This window comes from Ensifer aridi (assembly GCF_002078505.1).
GTDB lineage: Bacteria > Pseudomonadota > Alphaproteobacteria > Rhizobiales > Rhizobiaceae > Sinorhizobium > Sinorhizobium aridi.
On the sequence record NZ_LUAV01000024.1, the window covers coordinates 48,757 to 70,942 of the forward strand.

The following is a 22,186-nucleotide window of genomic DNA, read 5'->3' on the forward strand; positions in this document are numbered from 1 at the left end:
TCTCCCTTCAGTTCGCGTGGATCGCCAGCGGCTGGCGCTGATGCGGAGTCAGCCGGTACTCGACGAAGGCGATGAGCCGGGTCAAAAGGAAATTGATGGCGAGGTAGATCGCTCCGGCGACGACGAAAACCTCGATCACCCGGTAGCTCTCCGAAATGATCCGGGCCGCGACGCCGGTGATCTCCATCAGCGTGATAATCGAGGCGAGCGATGTCGCCTTGACCATCGACATCATCTCGTTGCCGTAGCCGGGCAGCGCCTGTCGGATGGCGAGCGGCATGACGATGCGGCGGAAGATCATGAAGCGGGGCATGCCGCAGGCGCGCGCCGCCTCGACCTGGCCGTGCGGCACCGACAGCAGGCCGCCGCGGATGATTTCGCTGGCATAGGCCGCCGTGTTCAGCATCAGCGCCAGCGCCGCGCACCAATAGGGCTCGCGCAGCACCGGCCAAAAGATGCTGTGACGCACGGCGGCGAACTGGCTGAGGCCATAATAGATCAGGAAGATCTGGACGAGCAGCGGGGTTCCGCGAAAGACGAACACATAGCTGCGTGCCAACCAGTCCAGCACGAGCATGCCTGACAGACGCGCAAGCGCTAGAGCGAGAGCCAGAACCGAGCCGAACGCGATTGCCGTCACGGCGAGCTCGAGCGTCAGCGGCAGTGCTGAAAGCAGGCTCATCAGGGTTTCGGAGGCAAAGGCGATATCCATCAACCCCTCCTGACGCCGCGCGAAAACCAGCGTTCCGAGGCATTGAGGAAGGCGCCCGAAACGGTGGAGATCGCGAGATAGATCATCGCGGCGATGAAATAGAAATCGAACGGCAGGCTGGTCGATCCGGCGCCGATCTGCGCCTGGCGCAACAACTCGACCACGCCGGTGACCGAAACGAGTGCGGATTCCTTCAGTACCACCTGCCAGACATTGCCGAGCCCCGGTAGCGCGTGGCGCAGCGTCAGCGGCGCGGTGATACGGCGGAATTTGAGCACCCGCCCCATGCCGCAGGCCGTCGCCGCCTCGAGCTCGCCCGGATGAACCGCGCGAAACGCGCCGCGGAAGACTTCGGTCTGCTGCGCGCCCGAGGTCACGCCGACGGCAAGCGCGCCGGCGACGAAGCCCGGAAAGCTGACGAAGCCCTCGGCCCCGAAGAATTGACCGACCGCCGTCACGACCGCGCTACCCCCGAAATAGAAGAGGTAGATGACAAGCAGGTCGGGTATGCCGCGCAGGATGGTCGTATAGGCCTCGGCGATCACGCGCGGGACCGGACCGCCGGATATCTTCGCCCAGGCACCGAAGATGCCGATGAGGCTGCCGATCGCAAAGCCTGCGAGCGCAATGAGGACCGTCATCCACGCGCCGGCGGCGAGCGCATGGCCCCAGCCGTCAGGCCCGAAACTGATGATGTCGAAGAAGGCGGGGCTGTTCATGAGGAGGATGTTCCTCTTCCAGAGCGCTCGGCGATTACGTGGCTGTTCATGACTGGCTATCCGCTGTGCGGGGGGCGGGCTCTTAAGGAGCGCCCGCCCGCCTCGTCTCTGTTAGAAGGACGGGGTCAGGTCGAGCTTGCTCCATTTCTCGGAAAGCGATCGAATAACCCCATCGGCCGCGGCCGACTTGATGGCGGCATCGAACTTCTCCTTCAACTCCGTCTCGCCCTTGCGCATGCCCATGGCGACCTCGGTCGCCAGCATCGCTCCCTTGACGAGCGGCCCGGTCATGGCGAGATCCTCATTGCCGGGTTTGGCGAGAATCGACGTTCCGTAGACGCCGCTATCGAAGCCGGCGTCGATCCGGCCGGCCTTCAGATCGAGGTCGCGCTCGCCGGAGCTCTTGTAGGTGCGCACCGTGACGGCATCGCCGAAATAAGCCTTGATGAGCTGCTCCTGACTCGTGGCCTGCACCACGCCGACCGTTTTGCCGGAGAGGCTCTCGCCGATCGTCTTCATGACCGGATCGGCCTTTCCCTTGTCGTTGAGATTGAGTCTTTTACCGGTCATCGGCAGCTCCGGCACCGGCCCGTCCTTGGCGATCAGGAAGGTCGCGACGCCGCTCGCATAGGGGACAGTGAAATCGACGACCTGCTTGCGCTTTTCATTGATCCCGAGCGTCATGATCAGGTCGAACTTGCCGGCATTGAGGCTGGGGATGAGGCTCGTCCACTCGCCGGTCATGAGCTCGCACTCCACCTTGGCGCGCGTGCAGAGATCCTCGATGAGATCGACATCGAAACCCGTAAGCTCACCCTTGGAGTCAAGCGCGTTCCACGGCGGGAAAGCGCCTTCGATGCCAACCCGGACGTGGGTCCAGTCCTTTGCGACAACGGCCGACGCGCTGAACGAAAGAGCGGCCATAAGCACGGCTGCAACAAATCTGCTTCGCTTCATTTTCTGTTCCCTTCGTTGTTGCCGGCCTTCTTTTTGTGGCCGGTTTGCTGATGATCGGGTGCGCCCTCACCGCGCCTCAGCGGCGGCTGCCAGCGCTCGTTGCGCTTCGCGCAATGCATGGGCGACAAGGTTCCGGCTCTGTCTGGCGTGCACCGCGTAGAACGGCAGATCGGGTGAGCCTTGCGGCACCTTCGCGAGTTCGCGCAGGCCTTCGAGCGCTGGCCAGGCCGGGTGCGGCAGGGCGCTGTCGTGGCTGAATCGATTTCCGCTCGTATAGTTGAGCGGCACGAGCAGACGCGAGGCGCGCATCAGAGCGCGGTTGATCGCTCGCGCCACATCACACTCGACGCGGTTTGCCACCGCGTTCACCGCCTGCGCCGCCGCTTCGAGCGCATCAAGGCGGGCGATAAGGTTCGCTATGTCCATCCGGTCGCCGAGCCGGCCCTGAATGCCGAGGAGTTCTTCCCTCATCGAGGTTGCGAAGGCGGCGTAGTTGAGCGGCAGCACGGGAGCGGTCAGCAGACGCCACAGCACGCGAAGCACGATCGATGTGTCGCGCCGCAGATTGTCGAGGTCGATGTGTTCCGCCGTGTCGTGTGGCGTATGCCACCACCAGCCGAGTGCGGTCAGCATCTTGACCGGGCCGGGTGGCTGGTGGCTGAGGCTACCGAACATCGACGGTATGCCGATACCCCAAAAGGACTGATCTGCGGCCCGGCCGTGACGGCGGCCGGCATGCGGTTGACCGCTGACGGCTTCGACCGCCTCAGCGGCGACGGATTTCAGCTCGTCTATTACGGCCGAATTAGTAAGCACGCTCGCCCCAGCGCCACCCGTCGAATCGACGTTGACATGGGCGACGCAGCGCCGCTCGAGCTCGTCCCAATATTCGTCCGCGTACCAGGCCGATCCCGAATAGCGGCCATGCGAGTGGCCAGACCAGAAGCAGAGCCGTACGCCCCGTTTCCACAGACTGCGCCGCTCGGCCAGCAGCCGTGCCGCCTCAAGCATGGTCGCATTGGCGCCACCATTGTCCATCACGCCGAAGTGCCAGGTATCGTGATGACCCGAAAGCAGCACGAAGGGCGCCTCGTCATCCGTTTCCTCTTCCGCCGGCAATTCGGCGACGAGGATCGGCGTCTTTCGCCAGCCGGTGTCCACCTGAGCCCACAGCGAGACCCGCACATCCGCTCCCGCCAGGCATTGGGCCCGCAGCCTCGCGCCGTCGTCGCGGGTGATCGAACAGACGACGGTGGTCGGAAGCATCGATCGCGTGTAATGCGAGGGGCTGCCCCAGACAGGCGAAACACACATCTCGTAGAGATGTTCGTTCGGGCTGACATGAAGTTGGCCGAAGGCGCCGTATGCGCTGGCTAGCGCGGCAACTTCTTCTGTTGCGATCCCGTCGACAAGCACGATGCTGCCCTTGACGTCGGCTTTTGCGAACGCCGTCTCGCCTCCCTCGCCGACATAGACGACGGACGCGCTGATGCCCTCGCCGGACGTTGAGGCCGACATCGAATGCGTGATGCAGGGCAGGCTTTCGCCGTTTGCCTCGACGCGCGCACGTCCCGGAAGGCTGATATAGGCGTCGTGGGCGAGAAGCTCCGTGCGGTAGCCGTAGGACGCCATCTCGCGCTCGAGATAACGGAAGCTCTCCAGTTCCTCGGGCGTTCCCGAAAGCTTGATGCGCCTGCCGAATTCCTCGATATGGCAGGCCAGGCGGTCGCAATCCGGTTGAAGCGGGAAGCTATCCATCGCGCCTCTCCGGTAGCGGCGGGTCGACATCGGCCGGGATCGGATTGACGAAGGCCGTGCCATCGAGCCGCGCCGCATGATCGGCCTTGGCGGCGGCGATGAGCTCCGGCCTAAGGATCAGCTCGAGCGCGGTGCTCGCCATGACCTTTGCCGCGTGCTCCATGCCCTTGTGGGCGGCCGGCAGCTTGCCCTGGGCCACGAGCTGCCACGAGTGCCCGGGCGTTCCGATCGCGTAGGTGGCGCCGCGCATCTGGACGGTCGGCACGACCCAGCTCACCGTGCCGACGTCGGTCGAGCCGACAAGCGTGCCATTGCCGCTCTCCGGCAGGAAGATCGTGTCGCACAGCGCCACACCTTTACGCAGCTTTAGTCCGAAGCGTTCGAAGGAGGCGGCGATGTCGTCGGCGCTGAAGGTCTCCTGGAATTTCGCGGCGGTTTCTCGGTCGGTGTCGTCAAAGACGGGCGGTCCCAACCGCTCGAGATGCGAATGCATCAGCGCTTCCAAAGGCGTGTTGCCGATGAGATTGGCGTCGCCGCTGACGATTTCGCTGCGCACGGTCGTTCCCGTCATCAGCGCCGCGCCTTCGGCTACATTCTTGACGCGCGCGAGCAGATCGAGCAGTTCCGGCAGGCTGCGCGCCCGGATCAGATAGCGCACCGTCGCGCGGGCCTGCACGACGTTCGGCGCATTGCCGCCAGTGTCGGTCACGGCATAGTGCATGCGGGCGGTCGAAGGAATGTGCTCGCGCAGGTAGTTCACGCCGACATTCATCAGCTCCACCGCATCGAGCGCGCTGCGGCCGAGATGCGGTGAAGCGGAGGCATGCGAAGCGCGGCCGCCGAAGTGGAAGTTGATCTCGTTGCAGGCGAGCGAGATCGGATTGTTGACGCCGGCAAAGGGCGCCGGATGCCAGGAAATGGCAATGTCCACATCGTCAAAGACGCCGGCGCGTACCATGAAGCCCTTGGACGAACCGCCCTCTTCCGCCGGACAGCCGTAATAGCGGATCCGTCCCTTAATGCCGTTGGCTTCGAGATAATCCTTGACGGCGGTCGCCGCCATCATCGAACCTGCACCAAGCAGATTGTGCCCGCAGCCATGGCCGTTGCCGCCCGCAACCAGCGGCCGCTCCACAGCGATGCCTGACTGTTGGCTGAGGCCCGGCAGTGCGTCAAACTCGCCGAGAATGGCGATGACCGGACCGGCCTCTCCCGCTTCCCCCATCAGCGCCGTCGGCATCCCCGCAATCCCCTTTGAGACACGGAAGCCTTCCGAACCCAGCATGGCGGCGTGCTCGGCCGACGAGCGGTATTCCTCGTAATTGGTTTCAGGCGTATCCCATACGCGGTCGCTTAAGGAAAAGAACAACTCCCGCTTCCGTTCGACGAGGTCCCACACGGCATCAGAATTTTTCATCGTTTACTGGCATCCGCAACAATGTTAGCCAAAATTGGCGCCAATTTATGGTAACATTTCGAGATGCGCAAGTGACATCGGTGCGTTTCGTGACGAGCGTGTGGAAGACAGCGTGAGCACACCTCTCTCGACCATTTTCCACGGCTTCACGACGTCCGCACCTTGGAGAGCGGCCGCATGGAGTGGCAGAATGGTCGAAGAGCCGAAGGAGGGCACATGAACAAGCTGAAACCGCGGGGAGAGAACGACGCCACGGCGGTCGACGTCACGGACCTTATACTGAATGATATCCAGACCGGCGTGCTCGCACCCGGATCATGGCTGAAGCAGATCGATCTCGAACGGCGCTATCAGTGCACCCGACCGGAAGTGCGCCGCGCGCTCGATCGCCTTGCCCAGCGGCGGCTTGTCGAGCACGTGCCAAATCGCGGTTACCACGTCTTCGAACCGGATGGCCGCCAGGCTACGGAAATCAGCGAGATACGCGTCCTGCTGGAGACCGGCGTGGCGGACAAGGTCGTAGCGAACGCGTCCTCTTTGGACATCCAGGCACTGCGCAGTCTCGCCTCCCGCTTCGACCGCATGATCCTCGAGGGAACGCCGATCCAACTCTATGAGGCCAACCTCGCCTTTCACCACCGGCTGCTTTCACTCTGCGGAAACGAGGAACTCGTCAATCTCGTCACCGAGATCCGCCAGCGCACCTCCTCGGCCCCGGTAGCGCAATGGAAGACGCGAGCACGCATCGAACAATCCTCACGCGAGCACCACGAGATGATCGACGCCATCGCCGCCGGCGATGCGGCAGCCCTAAGAGACGCGATCACGCGCCACATTCGCCAGAATTGACGGACCCGCAAATCGACCGAAATCGGCGAGGCGAACCGGAAGGTTTTGTCGCATTCGTCGTGGGTAGATCATCATCCGGCATGCCGGCGCCCGCAAACAAGGCTGTTCCCGATGATACATTATGCGGTTTTTTTGCCCAGAACGTGAACATCCTCGCAACACGCCGTGCACAGGGCTCGTGACGAACGGCTCCCTTCGACCCATCTCTGACGTCGGCGCCCTCTGCCCGAAGGGCGCCTTCCCGCCCAAGAACGGTCTTCCGATGTTGCATTTGATCAGTGTTCGGGCACTCCCGCCAGCCTCAAGGCTTCGGCCACCTTGTCTGCCCATCGCGCCATGTGGCGAAACATGGGCAGCGAGCGAAACTTCTCGATCGTGAAGTCCGGCTGGGCCGCCAACAGCTTCCGAGCGGCCCAGCGGGCGGTCTCAATATCCCCGTTCATAGCAGACCAGGTGGCAAGGAAACGATACAACATTATGACGTCCGGATGGCTGGCAACGAGTTCACGGGCGATAGCAATAGCCTGGGAAAGAGAACCGGCCACGGCCATAGAGGCGGCCAATCCTATTCTCATGTTGAATGCGAGAGGATCGATCGGACTAAGCATCATCGCCCGCCGGAACCATTCCGTCGCCTGAACGGCGTCGTCCCTGTAGATCGCAATCCAACCTAAGCGCGTCCATGCCCATGCATTGTTTGGATCAAGGGCCAGCGCCTGCTCGATGAAAATCCTAGCGCGCTCCTGGTCGCCGCAAATGCTCAATGCCGCACCGGCGGCAGTCAATGCCGTCGGATCATTGCTGATCGAACCCGCAGCCTCAACCGCCTCGAGCGCCCTTTCCAACTCAAGTTCTGGTTGCTTAGTCCATAGATATGAGGCATTTACAGCGTGACACCAGGCCTCGAGTGCGTGCGCGCGGCCATAGGTCGGATCGATGGCAATCGCTTTGCGCAGTAGTTCGAGCGCATGGTCGTTAGCATCCTTGCGGCGGCCCCAAAGGTGCGGGTAGGCTCGCATGACGAAGTCGTAGGCCCTCAGGATGGTCGGCGGCTTGCGCTTGGCCAACTCGATTTCCGCACCTCGGATGGCTGGATGTATGGCGCCGGCCACCTGCGCCGCAATCCTGTCCTGGAACTCAAAAATGTCCTCGACCGCGCCCTCGTAGCGCTCGGACCACAATTGTGTCCGCGTCTCGGTATCGATCAGTTGCACGGAAATGCGCAGCCGGTCGCCACCCCTCCGAACGGTGCCCTCGACCACATAGCTGACACCGAGTTCCCTGCCAACCTCACGCACGTCGACGAAGCGTCGCTTGTAGGTGAAGGCAGACTGGCGGGCGATCACAAAGAAGTCGCGAACGCGCGAGAGCGCGGCAGTGATCTCCTCTACAACGCCGTCCGCAAAATACTCGTCGTCCGCCGCACCAAGATTGTCGAAGGGCATCACCGCCACCGACGGCTGGTCATGCGGTCTCGCCGGCGCGTGGATGGGCTGCGATTGCGGCGCGATATTGTGCGTCGACGCCGTCTGGCGGTAGCTGACCCCTTCCCGCAATTGCATTGACGCCGCCAGGGAGTTCGTCTGTGCCTCTGGTTCCAAGTCGAGATGCTTCTTGAGCAGCGCGCGGCAGAACTCGAACTGGCGCAAGGCGGCGTTTTCGTGACCTCTGACAGCGTGGATTCGCATCAACGCCCGATGAGCCGGCTCGGCGGTCGGGTCCGAGGCGAGTAGCGTTTCCGCAAGCCGCTCGCAAGCCGCTTCGGCCTCGGATCCAGAATCGGACAGTGCAAGGCTCAATCGTTCCACCAACTGCAGGGCTTTCTGCCGATATCTGCTTTGATACGGTCCGAACCATTCATCCAGTCCGTCGGGAATGGCTACGCCCGCAAGGAGATCACCGCGGTAGAGCTCAGCGGCGAAGGCCAAGTCCGCCGTCCCACCTTCAGCGAGCTTTCGCTCGAACAGCCAGATATCCGCTTCGTCCGGACCGGCCACCAGCGCGACTGTATCCTGATCTCCCTCGACCGAAACGACGGCATTGTCGACTGCTGGAAACCACCGCCTGATGTCGGCAAGGGCTTGGCGCAGGCTGTTGCGTGCCTGCGCATCGCCGCGTCCCGGCCAAAATCCTTCGGAAAGCAGCTCGCGATGGTGGCCGCGCCGACCTGCCAGGACCAGAGCGGCGAAGAGAAGTGTGGCCTTGCGCGTCGCGAAACGGACGGACTGGCCCTCCCCGGAAGTTACTTCAAGACCCCCCAGCAATCGGATGTGCACATCCCGCCCTCATATTTCGATTGCGCCAAAGAATAGCATTTTCGCGGGCAGATATAACGCCGATTTAACGCCCTGCTGTCGAGCTTTCCGCAGTGGTTCACGCCTGGCTGAACAGCCGCAAATCGCCCGTGTGACAAGCTCCGACCGTAGCCTGCAACGGGAGAGCAAGAATGTCTTACACGGAAACCCGCACGGAAAATCGAGCATCGGACCGGCGGCTGCTCGCAGCACTGAAAAGGTTAGCAACAATCGTGGCTGCCTTCACGGCATGGCGGCGGACCATTGCAATGCGCAGGGCGATGGAAGACCTGACATCCGATCAGTTGGACGATATCGGCTATTCAGAGGCCCCTCGACCCAAGCTCATCATTAAGGCCGGCTTGATCACGAATCTGATGTCGATGCGATAAGGGTGACGCGGACTCAGGCGCAACTCTGCTTGCAATGGGGCGCCGGGAACGGCCCTAAACGTTCTGCGTTCGAGCTTCCGTTGTGCCCCAACTGCGACGGTGTCGAACATCAAAAATCGACCCGAAGCATGCGCTCGTCGAAGCCAACTGGAATTTCCGGTGATGGCTCAGGCCGGAACTTCGAGGGTAAAGCGAGCAAGGTTTTGTGAGCTCTGCCAGGGGAGTGCCATCAGTAGCCCCTTATTTCCTTCAACGCTTCCTTGGCGTGGCCGCCGATGAAATTATCGTTCTCCATTTCTACCAACGCGGGAACCGCAGCCTTGGCCCCAGGTCCAATCTTCCTCAACGATTGCACGGCCTCCTCGCGGACACTGCTGTCTGCGAGGAGCATGACCAGCGCGGAGACGGCTTCCGCTGCCGACGGTCCGAGCCAACCCAGACGCTTCGCGGCAATCCGCCTACTAGCGGGATCGTCCCGCTTCAGTTCGGCTGTGAGGCTCGAAACTGTCACATCCAGTGGCAGGGCGGCTGCACGGATACCGTCGAGCAAACGCTCCCGCACCGCTCTGTATTCAGGTGCCCATCGAATGGGGAATTTGTAATCGCGGGCCAGGTCTTCGAGAGCCGCCTGATTTGTACCCGGCCGCCAAGTCAGCAGACTGCGCCTTGCCTCATCCCGGCGACCGAGGCCAACAAGCACGGATGCGAACGGCGGCATCAGAGCGGTTGCGTTCGGGTTCTTCTTGGCTCCCTGGTCGAAGACATCCGCCGCCTGCTCCAGATCGCTTGCGGCAAAAAGCGCAACCCCATGTGCAAGAACGTAATGGCTTGGGAAGTTCGGATTGAGGCGAAGCGCTTTCCGAACGAAATCCAGAGCGTCTCTCGGCTTTCCTGAAGTCGTCAGCGCCCAAGCCATGGCGATTTGCGCTTCAGGATCGTTAGGAGCGAGTTCAATCGCCCGGCCGGCTTCGCGGCGTGCATCTTCTGCCCGGCCGAAACGCAGATGGGCGAGCGCTTGGGCCGTATATCCGAGAGCCGTAGGGTATTTCATGGCGTTTTCCAGGTGCAGCTGACCTTGGCGCACGACCATCCACGGAGATGCTCCAAATTGCTGGTTCCAACCCCATTCATCGACTCTGAAGACGATCTCCTCGTGCCAGGCGTAGTCTTCGACTCTGGAGTAGACCAAAGCGAGCGCCGCATGTGCGCGTCCATACTCGGGATCGAGTTGAATTGCTCTCCTTAGCGGCGCGACGGCCGCCGCGTTGTCCTTGGCATTGAAACGAAGATAAAGGCTCCACCCCTCGTCGAATGCCTCTTTCGCCCGGAGGCTGTCCGTCCTGCCGCGGGCGATCTCCATCCTCTCTGCTCCCGTCAGATTGACTTTCAGCGCCTCGACAATCTTGGTTACGAATGTGTCCTGAACGCCGAAAATATCGGCAACATTGCCGTCGAAGCGGTCGGCCCACACATGCCCTCCCGAGAATGCGTCAACCAGTTGCGCATTGACGCGGAGCTGATCTCTCGCCCGTTGAACGCTGCCCTCGAGAACGTATCGCACACCCAGCTCTTCGGCGACCTGGCGGACCGTCACTTGCCTGCCCTGATATGCGAATGTCGAGTTCCGGGCGACGACGAAGAGACCGGCACTCTTCGATAGGTCGGTGATCAAGCTGTCCGTCATACCCTCGGCAAAATGCTGCTGCGCATCATCGCCGGACATGTCGGTGAATGGCATGACCGCAATCGATGGCCTGTCTGGCAAAGGAAATTCCATCCGTGCCCTCGAGGCCAGCTCAACCGACGGTGCTCGGGAGTAGATCCCGAAGACCGCGCTTCCGACTGCCAGCACCAGAGCTGCTGCGGCGGCCGACAGCCAGACCCGTGAACGATAGGATTTGCCCCGCGTCCAGGCGGCCGTGGTTCGGGGATGATCGCCCAGGCGAATCCGATAGAGGCGGACCGGCTTTTCGATGTTCTTGACTTGGCGCTCACCCAGAAAATCGAAGCCGTAGTCCAGTTTCCTCTCGACTTGATCGTACGCCGTTCCCGAAATCAGGACGCCTCCCGGATCGGCCAGTTCTTCGAGCCTTGCCGCGACGTTCACGCCGTCGCCGTAGATATCCTGTCCCTCGACGATGACGTCACCAAGGTTGACGCCGATCCGAAACTCGAGCCGCTTCTCAGCCGGTAGCTCCTCGTTGCACTCGGCCATCGCTTGCTGGATTTCGACGGCGCACCGTACGGCGTCAACCACACTGGGAAACTCGATCAGTTCGCCATCGCCCATCAGCTTGACCACCCGGCCATTGTGGGCGGCAATTTTCGGGTCGATCATGTTCTCGCGGGTGGTTCCGAGCCGCACTACCGTATCCGCCTCGTCGACCTCCATGAGACGGCTGTAGCCAACAACGTCAGCGGCCAGAACTGCTGCGAGCTTCCGCTGCATGGGATGCTTCCGGTGCAAAACAGCATCTGTGCAATTATAGGATAGTTAGCGTTCGCGTCCCAGTCTGCGGTGGGAGGAAAGTCGTGAGTCACTCCAGGCCCGATCAGGACAAAATGCGACGGGGAAATGAACTACTACGGCACCGAGAAACAACAACGTCTCCAACTCGAGAGCACAAATTTAAGGGACTGAACTGAACTGCGAGAACGTGAAGAACCTGCCCCTATTGTGCATCCTCCCATTCCTGGAAAACAAATGCCGCGTTCAAACACCTAGGCTAAGCTTAAACACAAGCATGAGCTAATTCTCGTCACCGCTGGTCAGATAGGGTATGCTCTTTGTTCTGCGGAAGTTGATTGCTGATTGCTGGAATGCCGATCGGTGGACCGTTGGGGGTTCCTCGCTGAGCTCGTTGCTGGAGAGCCGAGGGGGCGGACATGGAGGTCTCGGGCCTTAGCTTCAGACGTCAAGTAAATCTACTGAAGCGCGAGCTCGCCGAAGCGAACGAAAGGCAGGCCGCGACGAGCAAGATCCTGCGTGTGATCTCAACCTCGCCGGACGACGTGCAGCCGGTGTTCGACGCTATAGCGGAGAGCGCAGCAAGTCTATGCGCGGCAGAATTCTGCTTCGTATTTCGGTTCGACGGAGAGCTTTTACATCCGGTCGCTTATCACGGCATTTCGCGCGAGGGAATCGAAGCGGTTCGAGCCAAGTTTCCGCAGCAACCAAATAGAGGCAATGTCACGGGCCGAGCCTTTATCAGCGGCGTCGTCGAGCAGATCCCCGATGTTTTTGCCGACCCTGATTATAAGATGCTCCCTCTCGCCAAAATCGTGGCTTACCGCAGTGCCATTGGCGTGCCGCTCTTGCGGAACGGACACCCGATCGGATCGATCGCCGTCACTCGAAGCGTCGTCGGATCCTTTCCCGAGCGGCAGGTCGAGCTCCTGCGAACATTCGCCGATCAGGCGGTGATCGCCATCGAGAACGTCCGGCTGTTCGACGAGGCGAAGGGGCGCAATCGAGAGCTCACAGAGGCGCTCGAGCAGCAGACTTCAACGAGCGAAATCCTGCGCGTCATCTCGACTTCGCCCACCGACGTGCAGCCGGTGTTCGACGCGATCGCCCTTAGCGCCGCCCGACTTTGCGGCGCACAGTTCTGTCACGTATTCCGCTATGATGGCGAACTGCTGCACTTTGTGGCATATCACAGGCTGGAGTCGGAAGGCGTCGAAGCCGTGCGTGCAATGTTTCCGGCCCCACCTGATCGAGGCAGTGCGGCCGGACGTTCAATCCTTAGCCGATCTGTAGAGCAGATATCCGATCGCGTCGTGGATTCCGAATATCGAGCCCACAAGACCCTGAGCGCCCAAGGGGCGAACTACCGCAGTCTGGTGGCGGTCCCGATCATGCGCGAAGGAAATCCGATCGGAAGCATTGTTGTGGCGCGGACGCAACCAGGAGTATTCCCAGATCGCCAAGTCGAACTCCTCAAGACCTTCGCAGAACAGGCCGCCATAGCGATCGAGAATGTTCGGCTATTCACCGATTTGGAGAAACGGAATCTCGAGCTGAAGGAATCGCTACAGCAGCAGACGGCAACAGCGGATGTCCTCAAGGTCATCAGTCGGTCAGCCTTCGATCTCCAGGCCGTTCTCGATACGCTTGTCGAATCGGCCGTGCGGCTTTGCGAGGCTTATGATGCGGCTATTTTCCTGAAGGATGGAGAGACACTCTATCTGAGGGCACATCACGGGCCGATACCGATCGATTTCACTGGTTGGCCGGTGTCACGAAACTGGGTCACGGGGCGGGCAGTCCTGGACCGAAAGCCGTTTCATGTGCCCGACCTGACCGCAGAGGCCGACGAATATCCTGACGGCCACAGCATGGCCGTCAGGATGGGTCATCGCACTATTTTGGCGGCACCCCTGCTGCGGCAGCAGGAAGCAATAGGCGGACTCGTCATCCGTCGGACAGAAGTAAAGCCATTCACCGAAAAGCAGATTGACCTGCTTCAGACCTTTGCCGACCAAGCGGTCATAGCCATCGAGAACGTGCGGCTATTCGAAGAAGTGAACGCGCGGACCGCCGAACTGGCCGAGGCGCTGGAACAGCAGACCGCGACGGCTGACGTACTGAAGCTTATCAGCCGTTCCGCATTCGACCTGCAAGGGGTTTTGGACACCCTAGTATCGTCGGCTGCCCGCCTCTGCGACGCGGACATGGCGACGATGACCCGGCCGATGGGTGACGCTCATTATCCTGTCGCCAGCTACGGCTTTTCACAAGAATTCGGCCAATATCTTCGGGCTTTGCCGCTGGAGCCCGGGCGCGGCACCATAGTTGGGCGGACGCTACTTGAGGTCCGGCCGGTTCAGGTCGCCGACGTTCTCGATGATCCGGAATACGAGCTGCTCGAAGGGCAAAGGCTTGGCGGGTTTCGAACCGTGCTCGGGGTGCCGCTCCTGCGTGAAGGCACCCCGATCGGCGTACTCGCACTGACCCGCTCCACTGTGCGGCCATTCACCGATAAGCAGATCGAGTTGGCGTCAACCTTCGCCGACCAGGCGGTCATCGCAATTGAAAACGTTCGCCTCTTTCAGGAGTTGCAAGACCGAACCGAGGAGCTGTCACGCTCACTCAAGGAACTGAGAACTGCCCAGGACAGATTGATCCAGACGGAGAAACTTGCTTCACTCGGTCAACTGACCGCTGGCATTGCCCACGAAATCAAAAACCCGCTGAACTTCGTCAACAACTTCTCGGCGATCTCGGTTGAATTGATCGAGGACCTGCATCACGCGCTCGACAGAACAGTGACGGAAGGCGCGGTGCGCAAAGAGATTGACGAGCTCGCTGCAATGCTCAGAGGCAATCTCAAGAAGATTGTTCAGCACGGAATTCGTGCCGACTCGATCGTCAAGAACATGCTCCTGCATTCGCGGCAGGGAACGGGTGAGCACCGGCCAGCCGATATCAACGCTCTCGTCGAAGAGAGCCTCAATCTTGCCTATCATGGTGCCCGTGCCGAAAAGCAGGGATTCAATATAACCCTGCAAAAATCCTTCGCTCCGGACGCCGGAGAAGTTGACCTTTACCCCCAAGAGATCACCCGCGTTCTTCTCAACCTCATCTCGAACGGTTTTTACGCAACGAGCCACCGCGCGGCCTGCGAGACCGGTGACGGCTACGAGCCGACTCTGGCCGCGATCACCAGGAATCTTGGCGACAGTGTAGAGATCATAATCCGCGACAACGGCCCTGGAATCCCGGCCGATGTGAGGGAGAAGATGTTCAATCCCTTCTTCACAACCAAGCCTGCTGGCGAGGGGACCGGACTCGGACTGTCCCTCAGCCACGATATCATCGTCAAACAGCACGGCGGTTCGATAGAGGTTGAAACGGAACTCGGTCGCTACACAGAGTTTCGTATTCAGCTGCCGCGGAATGCCGTCGGCATCGCAACCCCGGAGGGCGGATGATGAGCCTCCTAATCTTGGTAGTCGACGACGAACCGGACATTGAGCAACTTTTCCGACAACAGTTCCGCCGCGATTTGCGCAGCGGACGGTTTCTAATGGAGTTCGCGCAATCAGCGCCAACTGCCCTCGAGCGGATCGCCGATGCGAGGGACGTCACACTCATTCTCATCCTGTCGGATATCAACATGCCGGGCATGAGCGGACTTGAGTTGCTGCCAAAGGCCCGCAGCATACGGCCGGATGTGCCGGTGATCATGATAACCGCGTATGGCGATCCGCAGACGAGACAGGAAGCCCTAAGAGGTGGCGCCGAAGCACTGCTGACTAAGCCAATCGACTTCGCGGCACTCAGAGAAGAAATCGACACGCGCATTGGGCGTCTTACATGAGCATCAGCATTCTCGTTGTGGACGATGAGCCGGATTTGGAGATCCTTCTCGTCCAGAAGTTCCGGCGAAAGATCCGCGACGGCGCGTTGCGTTTTCATTTTGCCCGCGACGGCGTTGAGGCGTTGACAGTACTTGCTGACCACGAAGACGTGGACGTGGTGCTGAGCGATATTAACATGCCGCGCATGGACGGCCTGTCACTGTTATCGAAGCTTCGGGAGAGGGGCGAGAGCCTCTCCACGATCATTGTGTCCGCCTACAGTGACATGGCAAACATCCGGACCGCGATGAACCGCGGGGCCTATGACTTCGTGACAAAGCCGATCGATTTTCCAGATCTGGAAGCGACAATCGCCAAGACGATCCAACACGTGGAGACCATGCGCGAGGTGCAGCGCCGGCAAGCGGCGGCCGAGCAGGCGCGTGCGTCTCTTTCGCGTTACTTCTCACCCAACCTCGCCGATCGTCTGGCAAGCAGTGCCGATGCCCTCGAACTCGGCGGCGCGCGACGGCAGGTAGCTTCACTCTTTACCGACTTGACCGGCTTCACCACGCTGGTGGAGGCGATCGAACCAAACGTGCTCGGACCGCTCCTCAATGACTACATTGTGGGCATGACCGACATCGTGTTCTCCCATGAGGGAACCGTGGCAAAGATAATCGGCGACGCACTCCATGTTCTTTTCGGAGCTCCGACCGATCAACCGGACCATGCTAGGCGCGCAGTCGCCTGCTCGCTCGAACTCGACGCCTTCGCGTGCTCCTTCCGCGAGTACTGGAGAGAAAAGGGAATAGAGATCGGCCACACCCGGATTGGCGCGCATGCCGGAAGCGCTGTCGTCGGCAATTTCGGCGGAGGAAGATTTTTCGACTACAGCGCCTATGGCGATACCATCAATATTGCCGCTCGCTTGCAAGCAGCCAACAAGACGTTGGGCTCTCGAGTTTGCGTGAGCGGCGCTATCGCTGCCAAGGCGCAGGACTTCTGCGGCCGCCCAGTCGGTGAACTCCTGCTTAGGGGCCGGAGCGAGCCCATCCGCGCTTTCGAGCCGCTTAATGCTGAAAAATGCGCCAGCGGAGAAGCACAGGCGTACTTAAAGGCTTTCGAAGAGCTGGAGGCTGGCGATTACCATGCAGTTGCTTCATTTGCCGCCCTGGTTGGCCGTGACCCGGAGGACCGGCTTGCCAGCTTTCACCTGAAGCGACTGCTGAATGGTGACACGAGCGCAGTAATCACGCTGTGATAGTCGGAGGTCCAGCGACGGATTGGTCATTCACGACCGGGGGGGGTATGAGCGGGATCCTTGATGCCATTGTGATAGGCGCCGGCTCAGCCGGGCTCGGCGTGAGCTACTTCCTAACACAGCAGGCCTACAATCATCTGGTACTTGAACGAGATCGGATCGGCGAGACATGGCGCACGCAGCGGTGGGACTCGTTTCGGCTGAATTCACCAAAAATACGCTCTGTGCTTCCCGGCGATTCCTTTGACGGGCCGGATCCTTGGGGTGCGAGTACGCAGCATGAGTTCGTCGCCTATCTCGAGAGCTACGCCAAGCGGCACCGCTTGCCGGTGAGAACCCAGACCCCCGTCCGGGAGCTGACGAGAGACAACGGGCTCTATCTCGTGGCGACGCTCCACGGTACACTCAGGGCGCGCAATGTTGTGATCGCCACTGGTAATCTCAATTGTCCGGCGCGGCCGTCTTGGTCGGCTGAATTGCCGCCGGCGATTCGCCAACTGGATTCCTCTACATACCGCAATGCGGCCGAACTCGACGATGGTGCGATTCTGGTGGTCGGCAGCGGCCAATCGGGCGGACAGATTGCCGAGGATCTGGTGCTCGCCGGGCGCTCGGTCTTTTTGGCGACCAGCCGCGCCGGCCGCCTGGTGCGCCGATACCGCGGCGGCGACATTTTCAATTGGATGACCCTCTCGGGTTTTCTGGACGTGAAGCGCGAAACCCTCGTTCTACCCTCAGGGAAATTGCCGCCTCGGGCCTTGCTTGGTGCCACTCACACAATCAGTCTGCAATCGCTGAGTGCTCAGGGCGTCGTATTGCTCGGGCGCTTTATAGGCGTCGAAAATGGCACTCTTCAGTTCGGCGAGGAGGTGGTGGAGCACATTCGCTTTGCCGACGACAGCTCAGCCGAGGTCAAGCGCTTTCTTGATCGGTACATCGCGAGGGCAGGCCTTGAGGCCCCTCCACCAGAGGAAGACCCTGCCGAGACGATTGCCGCAAGACTACCTGATCCACCGATCCGCTCAATCGACTGGGCGACGATCGGCATTCGTTCGGTGATTTGGTGCACCGGCTTCAAAGGTAATTTCCGATGGGTGCGTCTAAACGGTGCGCTCGACGCAGTCGGCCAACCGGTCCACAGAGACGGGATCGGGATCATCCCCGGCCTTTATTTCACCGGGCTTGATTTCGCATCGACGCGAAAGTCGGGCACCATACCTGGAGTTGCTGAAGAGGCAGCCCGGCTCGCCAACCACCTGGCAAAGAGAGCAGGCGACATCGACTAAGCGAACGAGCGGGTAGCCGGCGCTTCCGGCGCGGCATTGTGTTCAACGTTTATACGGCGTTAAGCTACGAGCGATCTTGCTGACAAGATGGACTCGCAGTTTTGGTTGTCATCCTCGCGCCCGATCGAGGCAATGCGGAAGGATGCCGACGACATACTTCCGCGGGCAAAATGGTCAAATTGCTCGTCAGGCGGCCGGTAGATGCTATGCCTGCATTTGCGGGCTTGAGAAGATTTCCAAAACCAACGCCTTCAAGCATTTCGGCGCCAGCCGGTCGAGCACGCCAAGACCGATTGTAGCCACTAAAGTGCCCAAGGTAACTGAAACGGCCGCGTTCTTAAAATAAACTGGCAATCGACGCAGATCAGACTGGGCACAGCATTTCCGATGCTTTTACTCCCGCTCCGGGAATTCGGCTGCAGGCGGGCTAATCGTGAACCCGGACGAGCCTTCAGGAAAGGCGTTGATGGTCGAGCGTTTGCTGCTCGTAGGACTGATTTGACGAGGACTGATCCGGGCCACAGGTGTAAGCTTAATATCCTCGACTCGTGGGAAAGCGCCTCAGAGCAAGCCGAATTCGACCATGTCAGAGGATGCTAGGTCATGCCCGACATCGGAGACTGGCTCGCCAGCATCAGGCTTGAGCAGTATCGCCAAACCTTCTTGAAGAACGGCATCGATCTCGATGTCGTCGACGATCTCACCGATGCCGACCTCAAGGAGCTCGGACTTTCCCTTGGTGACCGCAAGCGTTTTCTCAGGGCGGCCGCGACCCTGGCTCAGCAGTCGCCGCCGCCCACGGCGGCACTACGTCCCTCCGTGTCACGAATCCACAGCGAGGCGGAACGGCGGCAGCTTACGGTCATGTTCTGCGATCTCGTTGGATCGACAGCACTCTCCGCCCGCCTCGATCCAGAAGACCTACGGCAGTCGATCGCTGCGTACCGTGCTTGCGCCACCGAGATCGTCGGCCGGTACGACGGTTTTGTTGCCAAGTATATGGGCGACGGCGTCCTCGTATACTTCGGCTATCCGCAGGCTCACGAGGAAGATGCCGAGCGGGCCGTGAGGGCCGGCCTCGCGGTAGTTGAGGCCGTCGACCGGCTGGATGCGGCAGGCGAACACCTGGCTGTTCGGATTGGAATCGCCACTGGCCTGGTCGTGGTGGGGGACATCGTCGGCACAGGCGAGGCCGAGGAATGCAGCGTCGTAGGTGAAACGCCGAACCTGGCGGCCCGCTTACAGGCATTGGCCGGATCCGGCACAGTGGTCATTGCCGAAGCGACGCGCGCACTGCTGCGGGGCCAGTTCAAGCTTGAAAGCATCGGACTGCGGTCGATCAAAGGTTTTTCCGGCGCGGCTGAAGCGTTTCGGGTGCTCGGCGAAGTGGGTAGCGACGACCGCTTCGAGGCCGGTCACGCGGCCGTGCTGCCGTTGGTCGGCCGTGACCCGGAACTCGCATTGTTGGTCGATCGCTGGACCCGGGCCAAGGCCAGCGACGGTCAGGTCGTCCTGCTCGAGGGTGAGGCCGGAATCGGCAAGTCGCGTCTCGCCCTGGCCCTTCGCGAGCGTCTCTTTAGAGAACCACACAGATTGCGCCGCTATTTCGCCTCGCCATACCACGTGAACAGCGCGCTTCGTCCGGTGATTGCCCAGCTTGAACAGGAAGCGGGATTTGAACGCGAGGATTCATCGGTCGTGAAGCTCGCCAAGCTCCAGGCGCTGATAGCGGACCAGATGGGTGAGGTGAGCGAAGCGCTCCCATTGTTGGCCGAGCTTCTCGGAATTCCCGGCACCGGCCGCTGTCCAATACTGGATCTTGCGCCCCAACAGCGTAAGAACCGGACCTTCGACGTGCTCATCGCCCAGCTTGCCAGACTGGCAGCGAAGCAGCCGGTGCTCCTGGTGCTTGAGGACGCTCACTGGCTGGACGCGAGTAGTCTTGAGCTATTCGGCTTGTTCGTGAACCGCATCCGGCAGCTCCCGGTGCTGCTGGTCATTACCCACAGGCCCGAGTTCGTCCCGCCTTGGCGTAGTTACCGGCACGTGACGAAGGTGGTCCTGAATCGTCTCGACCGGGTGCACGCTCAATTGCTGGTCGAACGGCTGACCGGCGGAAAGGCACTACCTGCCGGAGTGCTCGATTACATTCTGGCCAACACCGATGGCGTGCCGCTGTACCTTGAGGAGTTGACCAAAACCATGCTCGAATCTGGTCTCCTGGGAGTGGCAGGCGATCCGTTTGGACTGGCTGCACATATGCCGCCGCTGGCGATCCCGGTAACGCTATACGACTCGCTGATGGCCCGCCTCGACCGCCTCGGCAGAGCCAAGGTGGTGGCCCAGATCGGCGCCTGCATTGGGCGCGAGTTCTCCTATGAGCTGATTGCGGCATTAGCAGTGCTCGATGAGCATGAGCTGCAGAGGAGGCTTGATCAACTGGTTGCCACTGAGCTGGTTTTTCGGCGCGGAAGTCCCCCTAACGCGATCTACAGCTTCAAGCACGCGCTCGTCAGAGATACCGCATATCAATCCCTCCTCAAGAGCCGCCGCCGGGAACTCCATCGCAGTATTGCCCAAGTCTTCGAAGAACTCGCCCCACATGTCGTGTCCGCTCAGCCCGAACTCCTGGCCCATCATCTGACGGAGGCAGGAGAGCTGCCGCAAGCCGTCGTGTTCTGGCACCGGGCCGCCGAGCACGCAAACGAGCGGGCGGCGAATGCCGAGGCCGTTGGCCATTTGGCCAAGGCACTCGACCTGGTCGCCCAGATACCCGAGAATCCGGAGCGCCTCGAGCTTGAGCTGACGTTGTTGATCACCATGGGACGAGTGCTTACCGCCGCGAAGGGCTATGGCCACCCGGAGGTCGAGCGCGTCTACAACCGTGCTCTCAACCTGGCGGAGCGGATCCAGGAAACGCCCAGGCTGTTCCCGGTGCTCCTCGGTCTCACCATTCATCATGCTGTGCGGTCCGAGCTTTCCGCGGCGCGGGACCTTGGCGAACGGCTTCTACGGTTGGCGCAGCAGATCTCAGATCCTGTGCTCGTGGTGGAAGCGTCCTATGCCTTGGGCATTACCTGCTCCTGGCGCGGCGAATTCGCCTCGGCATGGAAGCACTTCGCGCATGGGATCAGTCAGTACGACATCGCCCAGCACCGGGCCCATCTAGCGCTCTATGGACAGGATGGAGGACCGATCTGCCTGTGCCGTGGCGGCATGGCGCTGTGGTATCTCGGCCACGATGACCGGGCGCTGGAGCTGATGGACGAGGCGCTCGCCATGACCGCGAGTCTCGGGCATTTGTTCAGCCGTGCCTATGTACTGACATGGGCGGCGATTTTGCACGTGCATCGACGCGACATCGCCAAGGCGGAAGAGGCGGCGGAGGTGGCGTTGGCGTTCGCGGCCGAACACGAATTTCCATTCTGGCACACCCAGGGAGTCTTCCTGCAGGGGTGGGTGCTGGCGGAGCGGGGCCTGGTTGCTGAAGGCATCGAGCGGTTGCGAGACGGGTTGGCTGGGATGCAGGCGATCGGGTCAGGAATGACGGCGCCTTGGGCGATGGGCTTACTCGCGGAGGCGCAAGGAAAGGCTGATCGTTTTGCCGAGGGTAGGACCTTGGTTGACGAGGCGCTTACCATCGTCGCGCGCACTGGCAACCGCTGGTGCGAGGCGGAACTGTATCGGCTCAAGGGCGAACTCATATCATCGAGCTCAGAGTGCGATCTTGCCGAAATCGAGGCGTGCTTCCGCCGTGCGCTCGACATCGCCCGCATGCAGGATGCGAAGACGTGGGAACTGCGCTCGGCGGTGAGCTTGGCCCGGCTTTGGCGAGCACAGGGTCTTAGAGCGCAGGCCTGCGAGCTGCTCATGCCGCTCCTCGGCTGTCTCTCTAACAGCCACGGGACGCTCGATCTTCAGGATGCTCAAGCGGTCCTTGAGAGCTGCGGAGGTAATATATAGAGCACCTGAACACTTGCTCCGCTGCAACGACTTTGTCGTAACTCCCGATGGAGCGATGATTCTAACTCCGACATTTGTTGTGCGACGTCGCAGTATGCGAGGCACGCAACGACTGCAACCCGGCGGGGAGCAGATCTCAGCCGAGGGGCGTCCGAACTCCGGCTACCCATCAAAGCAGTCCGGTCCGGGCGATAAGATCGGTTCGATTGACGCCGATCTCGAAAAAAGAAGTGAGCTTTAGAGAGGCCAGAAGCAGGCAAGATGGGTTGCGG

At 60.9% G+C, this 22,186-nt stretch carries 14 protein-coding genes; 7 read left to right on the forward strand and 7 right to left on the reverse strand.

Annotated features, from left to right (window positions below):
• Window positions 1–7: 7 nt before the first annotated feature.
• From AYK65_RS21415 to AYK65_RS21435, 5 genes are all read right to left on the reverse strand, one after another.
• The gene (locus tag AYK65_RS21415) at window positions 8–712 is read right to left on the reverse strand and encodes an ABC transporter permease (protein WP_046119131.1); all 705 of its coding nucleotides are present in this window, start codon (window positions 710–712) and stop codon (window positions 8–10) included.
• Window positions 712–1,431 carry an ABC transporter permease gene (locus tag AYK65_RS21420; protein WP_081160527.1) on the reverse strand — a complete coding sequence of 240 codons (720 nt, stop codon included), beginning with the start codon at window positions 1,429–1,431 and terminating at the stop codon, window positions 712–714. Before AYK65_RS21420 ends, AYK65_RS21415 begins: the two co-directional genes overlap by 1 nt.
• 111 nt (window positions 1,432–1,542) lie before the next feature.
• Window positions 1,543–2,388, reverse strand: a complete 846-nt coding sequence (locus AYK65_RS21425) for a transporter substrate-binding domain-containing protein (protein ID WP_034886010.1) — start codon at window positions 2,386–2,388, stop codon at window positions 1,543–1,545.
• A gap of 66 nt (window positions 2,389–2,454) precedes the next feature.
• A complete protein-coding gene (locus AYK65_RS21430; RefSeq protein ID WP_046119129.1) occupies window positions 2,455–4,146 on the reverse strand; it encodes a M28 family peptidase in 1,692 nt (563 codons plus the stop codon).
• Window positions 4,139–5,563 (reverse strand): M20 family metallopeptidase, encoded by a 1,425-nt coding sequence (locus AYK65_RS21435; RefSeq protein WP_081160529.1) that lies wholly within the window; start codon window positions 5,561–5,563, stop codon window positions 4,139–4,141. Before AYK65_RS21435 ends, AYK65_RS21430 begins: the two co-directional genes overlap by 8 nt.
• Before the next feature lie 216 nt (window positions 5,564–5,779).
• Between AYK65_RS21435 and AYK65_RS21440 the strand changes: the two genes are divergently transcribed.
• A complete protein-coding gene (locus AYK65_RS21440; protein ID WP_026617538.1) occupies window positions 5,780–6,412 on the forward strand; it encodes a GntR family transcriptional regulator in 633 nt (210 codons plus the stop codon).
• A gap of 275 nt (window positions 6,413–6,687) precedes the next feature.
• Here the strand turns inward: AYK65_RS21440 and AYK65_RS21450 are convergent, their stop codons facing one another.
• The gene (locus AYK65_RS21450; protein ID WP_081160535.1) at window positions 6,688–8,688 is read right to left on the reverse strand and encodes a BTAD domain-containing putative transcriptional regulator; all 2,001 of its coding nucleotides are present in this window, start codon (window positions 8,686–8,688) and stop codon (window positions 6,688–6,690) included.
• Window positions 8,689–8,858: 170 nt separating this feature from the next.
• Between AYK65_RS21450 and AYK65_RS21455 the strand changes: the two genes are divergently transcribed.
• A complete protein-coding gene (locus AYK65_RS21455) occupies window positions 8,859–9,098 on the forward strand; it encodes a YjiS-like domain-containing protein (RefSeq protein WP_081160539.1) in 240 nt (79 codons plus the stop codon).
• A gap of 229 nt (window positions 9,099–9,327) precedes the next feature.
• On the opposite strand, the gene AYK65_RS21460 is transcribed toward AYK65_RS21455, so the two are convergent.
• On the reverse strand, window positions 9,328–11,547 hold the full coding sequence (locus AYK65_RS21460; protein WP_081160542.1) for an adenylate/guanylate cyclase domain-containing protein: 2,220 nt from the start codon (window positions 11,545–11,547) through the stop codon (window positions 9,328–9,330).
• Between the two features lie 437 nt (window positions 11,548–11,984).
• On the opposite strand from AYK65_RS21460, the gene AYK65_RS21465 reads away from it, so the two are divergent.
• From AYK65_RS21465 to AYK65_RS21485, 5 genes are all read left to right on the forward strand, one after another.
• Complete coding sequence (locus AYK65_RS21465; protein ID WP_046119124.1) at window positions 11,985–15,032, forward strand: GAF domain-containing protein; 3,048 nt, start codon at window positions 11,985–11,987, stop codon at window positions 15,030–15,032.
• Window positions 15,032–15,421, forward strand: coding sequence for a response regulator (locus AYK65_RS21470; protein ID WP_026617446.1), 390 nt, complete (start codon window positions 15,032–15,034; stop codon window positions 15,419–15,421). The genes AYK65_RS21465 and AYK65_RS21470 overlap by 1 nt, the downstream gene beginning before the upstream one ends.
• Window positions 15,418–16,665 (forward strand): adenylate/guanylate cyclase domain-containing protein, encoded by a 1,248-nt coding sequence (locus AYK65_RS21475; protein ID WP_081160545.1) that lies wholly within the window; start codon window positions 15,418–15,420, stop codon window positions 16,663–16,665. Before AYK65_RS21470 ends, AYK65_RS21475 begins: the two co-directional genes overlap by 4 nt.
• Window positions 16,666–16,712: 47 nt before the next feature.
• A complete protein-coding gene (locus AYK65_RS21480; RefSeq protein WP_081160548.1) occupies window positions 16,713–17,951 on the forward strand; it encodes a flavin-containing monooxygenase in 1,239 nt (412 codons plus the stop codon).
• Between the two features lie 603 nt (window positions 17,952–18,554).
• The gene (locus tag AYK65_RS21485) at window positions 18,555–21,914 is read left to right on the forward strand and encodes an AAA family ATPase (protein WP_081160552.1); all 3,360 of its coding nucleotides are present in this window, start codon (window positions 18,555–18,557) and stop codon (window positions 21,912–21,914) included.
• Window positions 21,915–22,186: the final 272 nt, after the last annotated feature.

Excerpts from the sequence above, each read along its gene's own strand:
- AYK65_RS21415 (WP_046119131.1), bottom strand. The coding sequence starts at position 712 with ATGGATATCGCCTTTGCCTCCGAAACCCTGATGAGCCTGCTTTCAGCA.
- AYK65_RS21420 (WP_081160527.1), bottom strand. The coding sequence starts at position 1,431 with ATGAACAGCCCCGCCTTCTTCGACATCATCAGTTTCGGGCCTGACGGC.
- AYK65_RS21425 (WP_034886010.1), bottom strand. The coding sequence starts at position 2,388 with ATGAAGCGAAGCAGATTTGTTGCAGCCGTGCTTATGGCCGCTCTTTCG.
- AYK65_RS21430 (WP_046119129.1), bottom strand. The coding sequence starts at position 4,146 with ATGGATAGCTTCCCGCTTCAACCGGATTGCGACCGCCTGGCCTGCCAT.
- AYK65_RS21435 (WP_081160529.1), bottom strand. The coding sequence starts at position 5,563 with ATGAAAAATTCTGATGCCGTGTGGGACCTCGTCGAACGGAAGCGGGAG.
- AYK65_RS21440 (WP_026617538.1), top strand. The coding sequence starts at position 5,780 with ATGAACAAGCTGAAACCGCGGGGAGAGAACGACGCCACGGCGGTCGAC.
- AYK65_RS21455 (WP_081160539.1), top strand. The coding sequence starts at position 8,859 with ATGTCTTACACGGAAACCCGCACGGAAAATCGAGCATCGGACCGGCGG.
- AYK65_RS21460 (WP_081160542.1), bottom strand. The coding sequence starts at position 11,547 with ATGCAGCGGAAGCTCGCAGCAGTTCTGGCCGCTGACGTTGTTGGCTAC.
- AYK65_RS21465 (WP_046119124.1), top strand. The coding sequence starts at position 11,985 with ATGGAGGTCTCGGGCCTTAGCTTCAGACGTCAAGTAAATCTACTGAAG.
- AYK65_RS21470 (WP_026617446.1), top strand. The coding sequence starts at position 15,032 with ATGAGCCTCCTAATCTTGGTAGTCGACGACGAACCGGACATTGAGCAA.
- AYK65_RS21475 (WP_081160545.1), top strand. The coding sequence starts at position 15,418 with ATGAGCATCAGCATTCTCGTTGTGGACGATGAGCCGGATTTGGAGATC.
- AYK65_RS21480 (WP_081160548.1), top strand. The coding sequence starts at position 16,713 with ATGAGCGGGATCCTTGATGCCATTGTGATAGGCGCCGGCTCAGCCGGG.
- AYK65_RS21485 (WP_081160552.1), top strand. The coding sequence starts at position 18,555 with ATGCCCGACATCGGAGACTGGCTCGCCAGCATCAGGCTTGAGCAGTAT.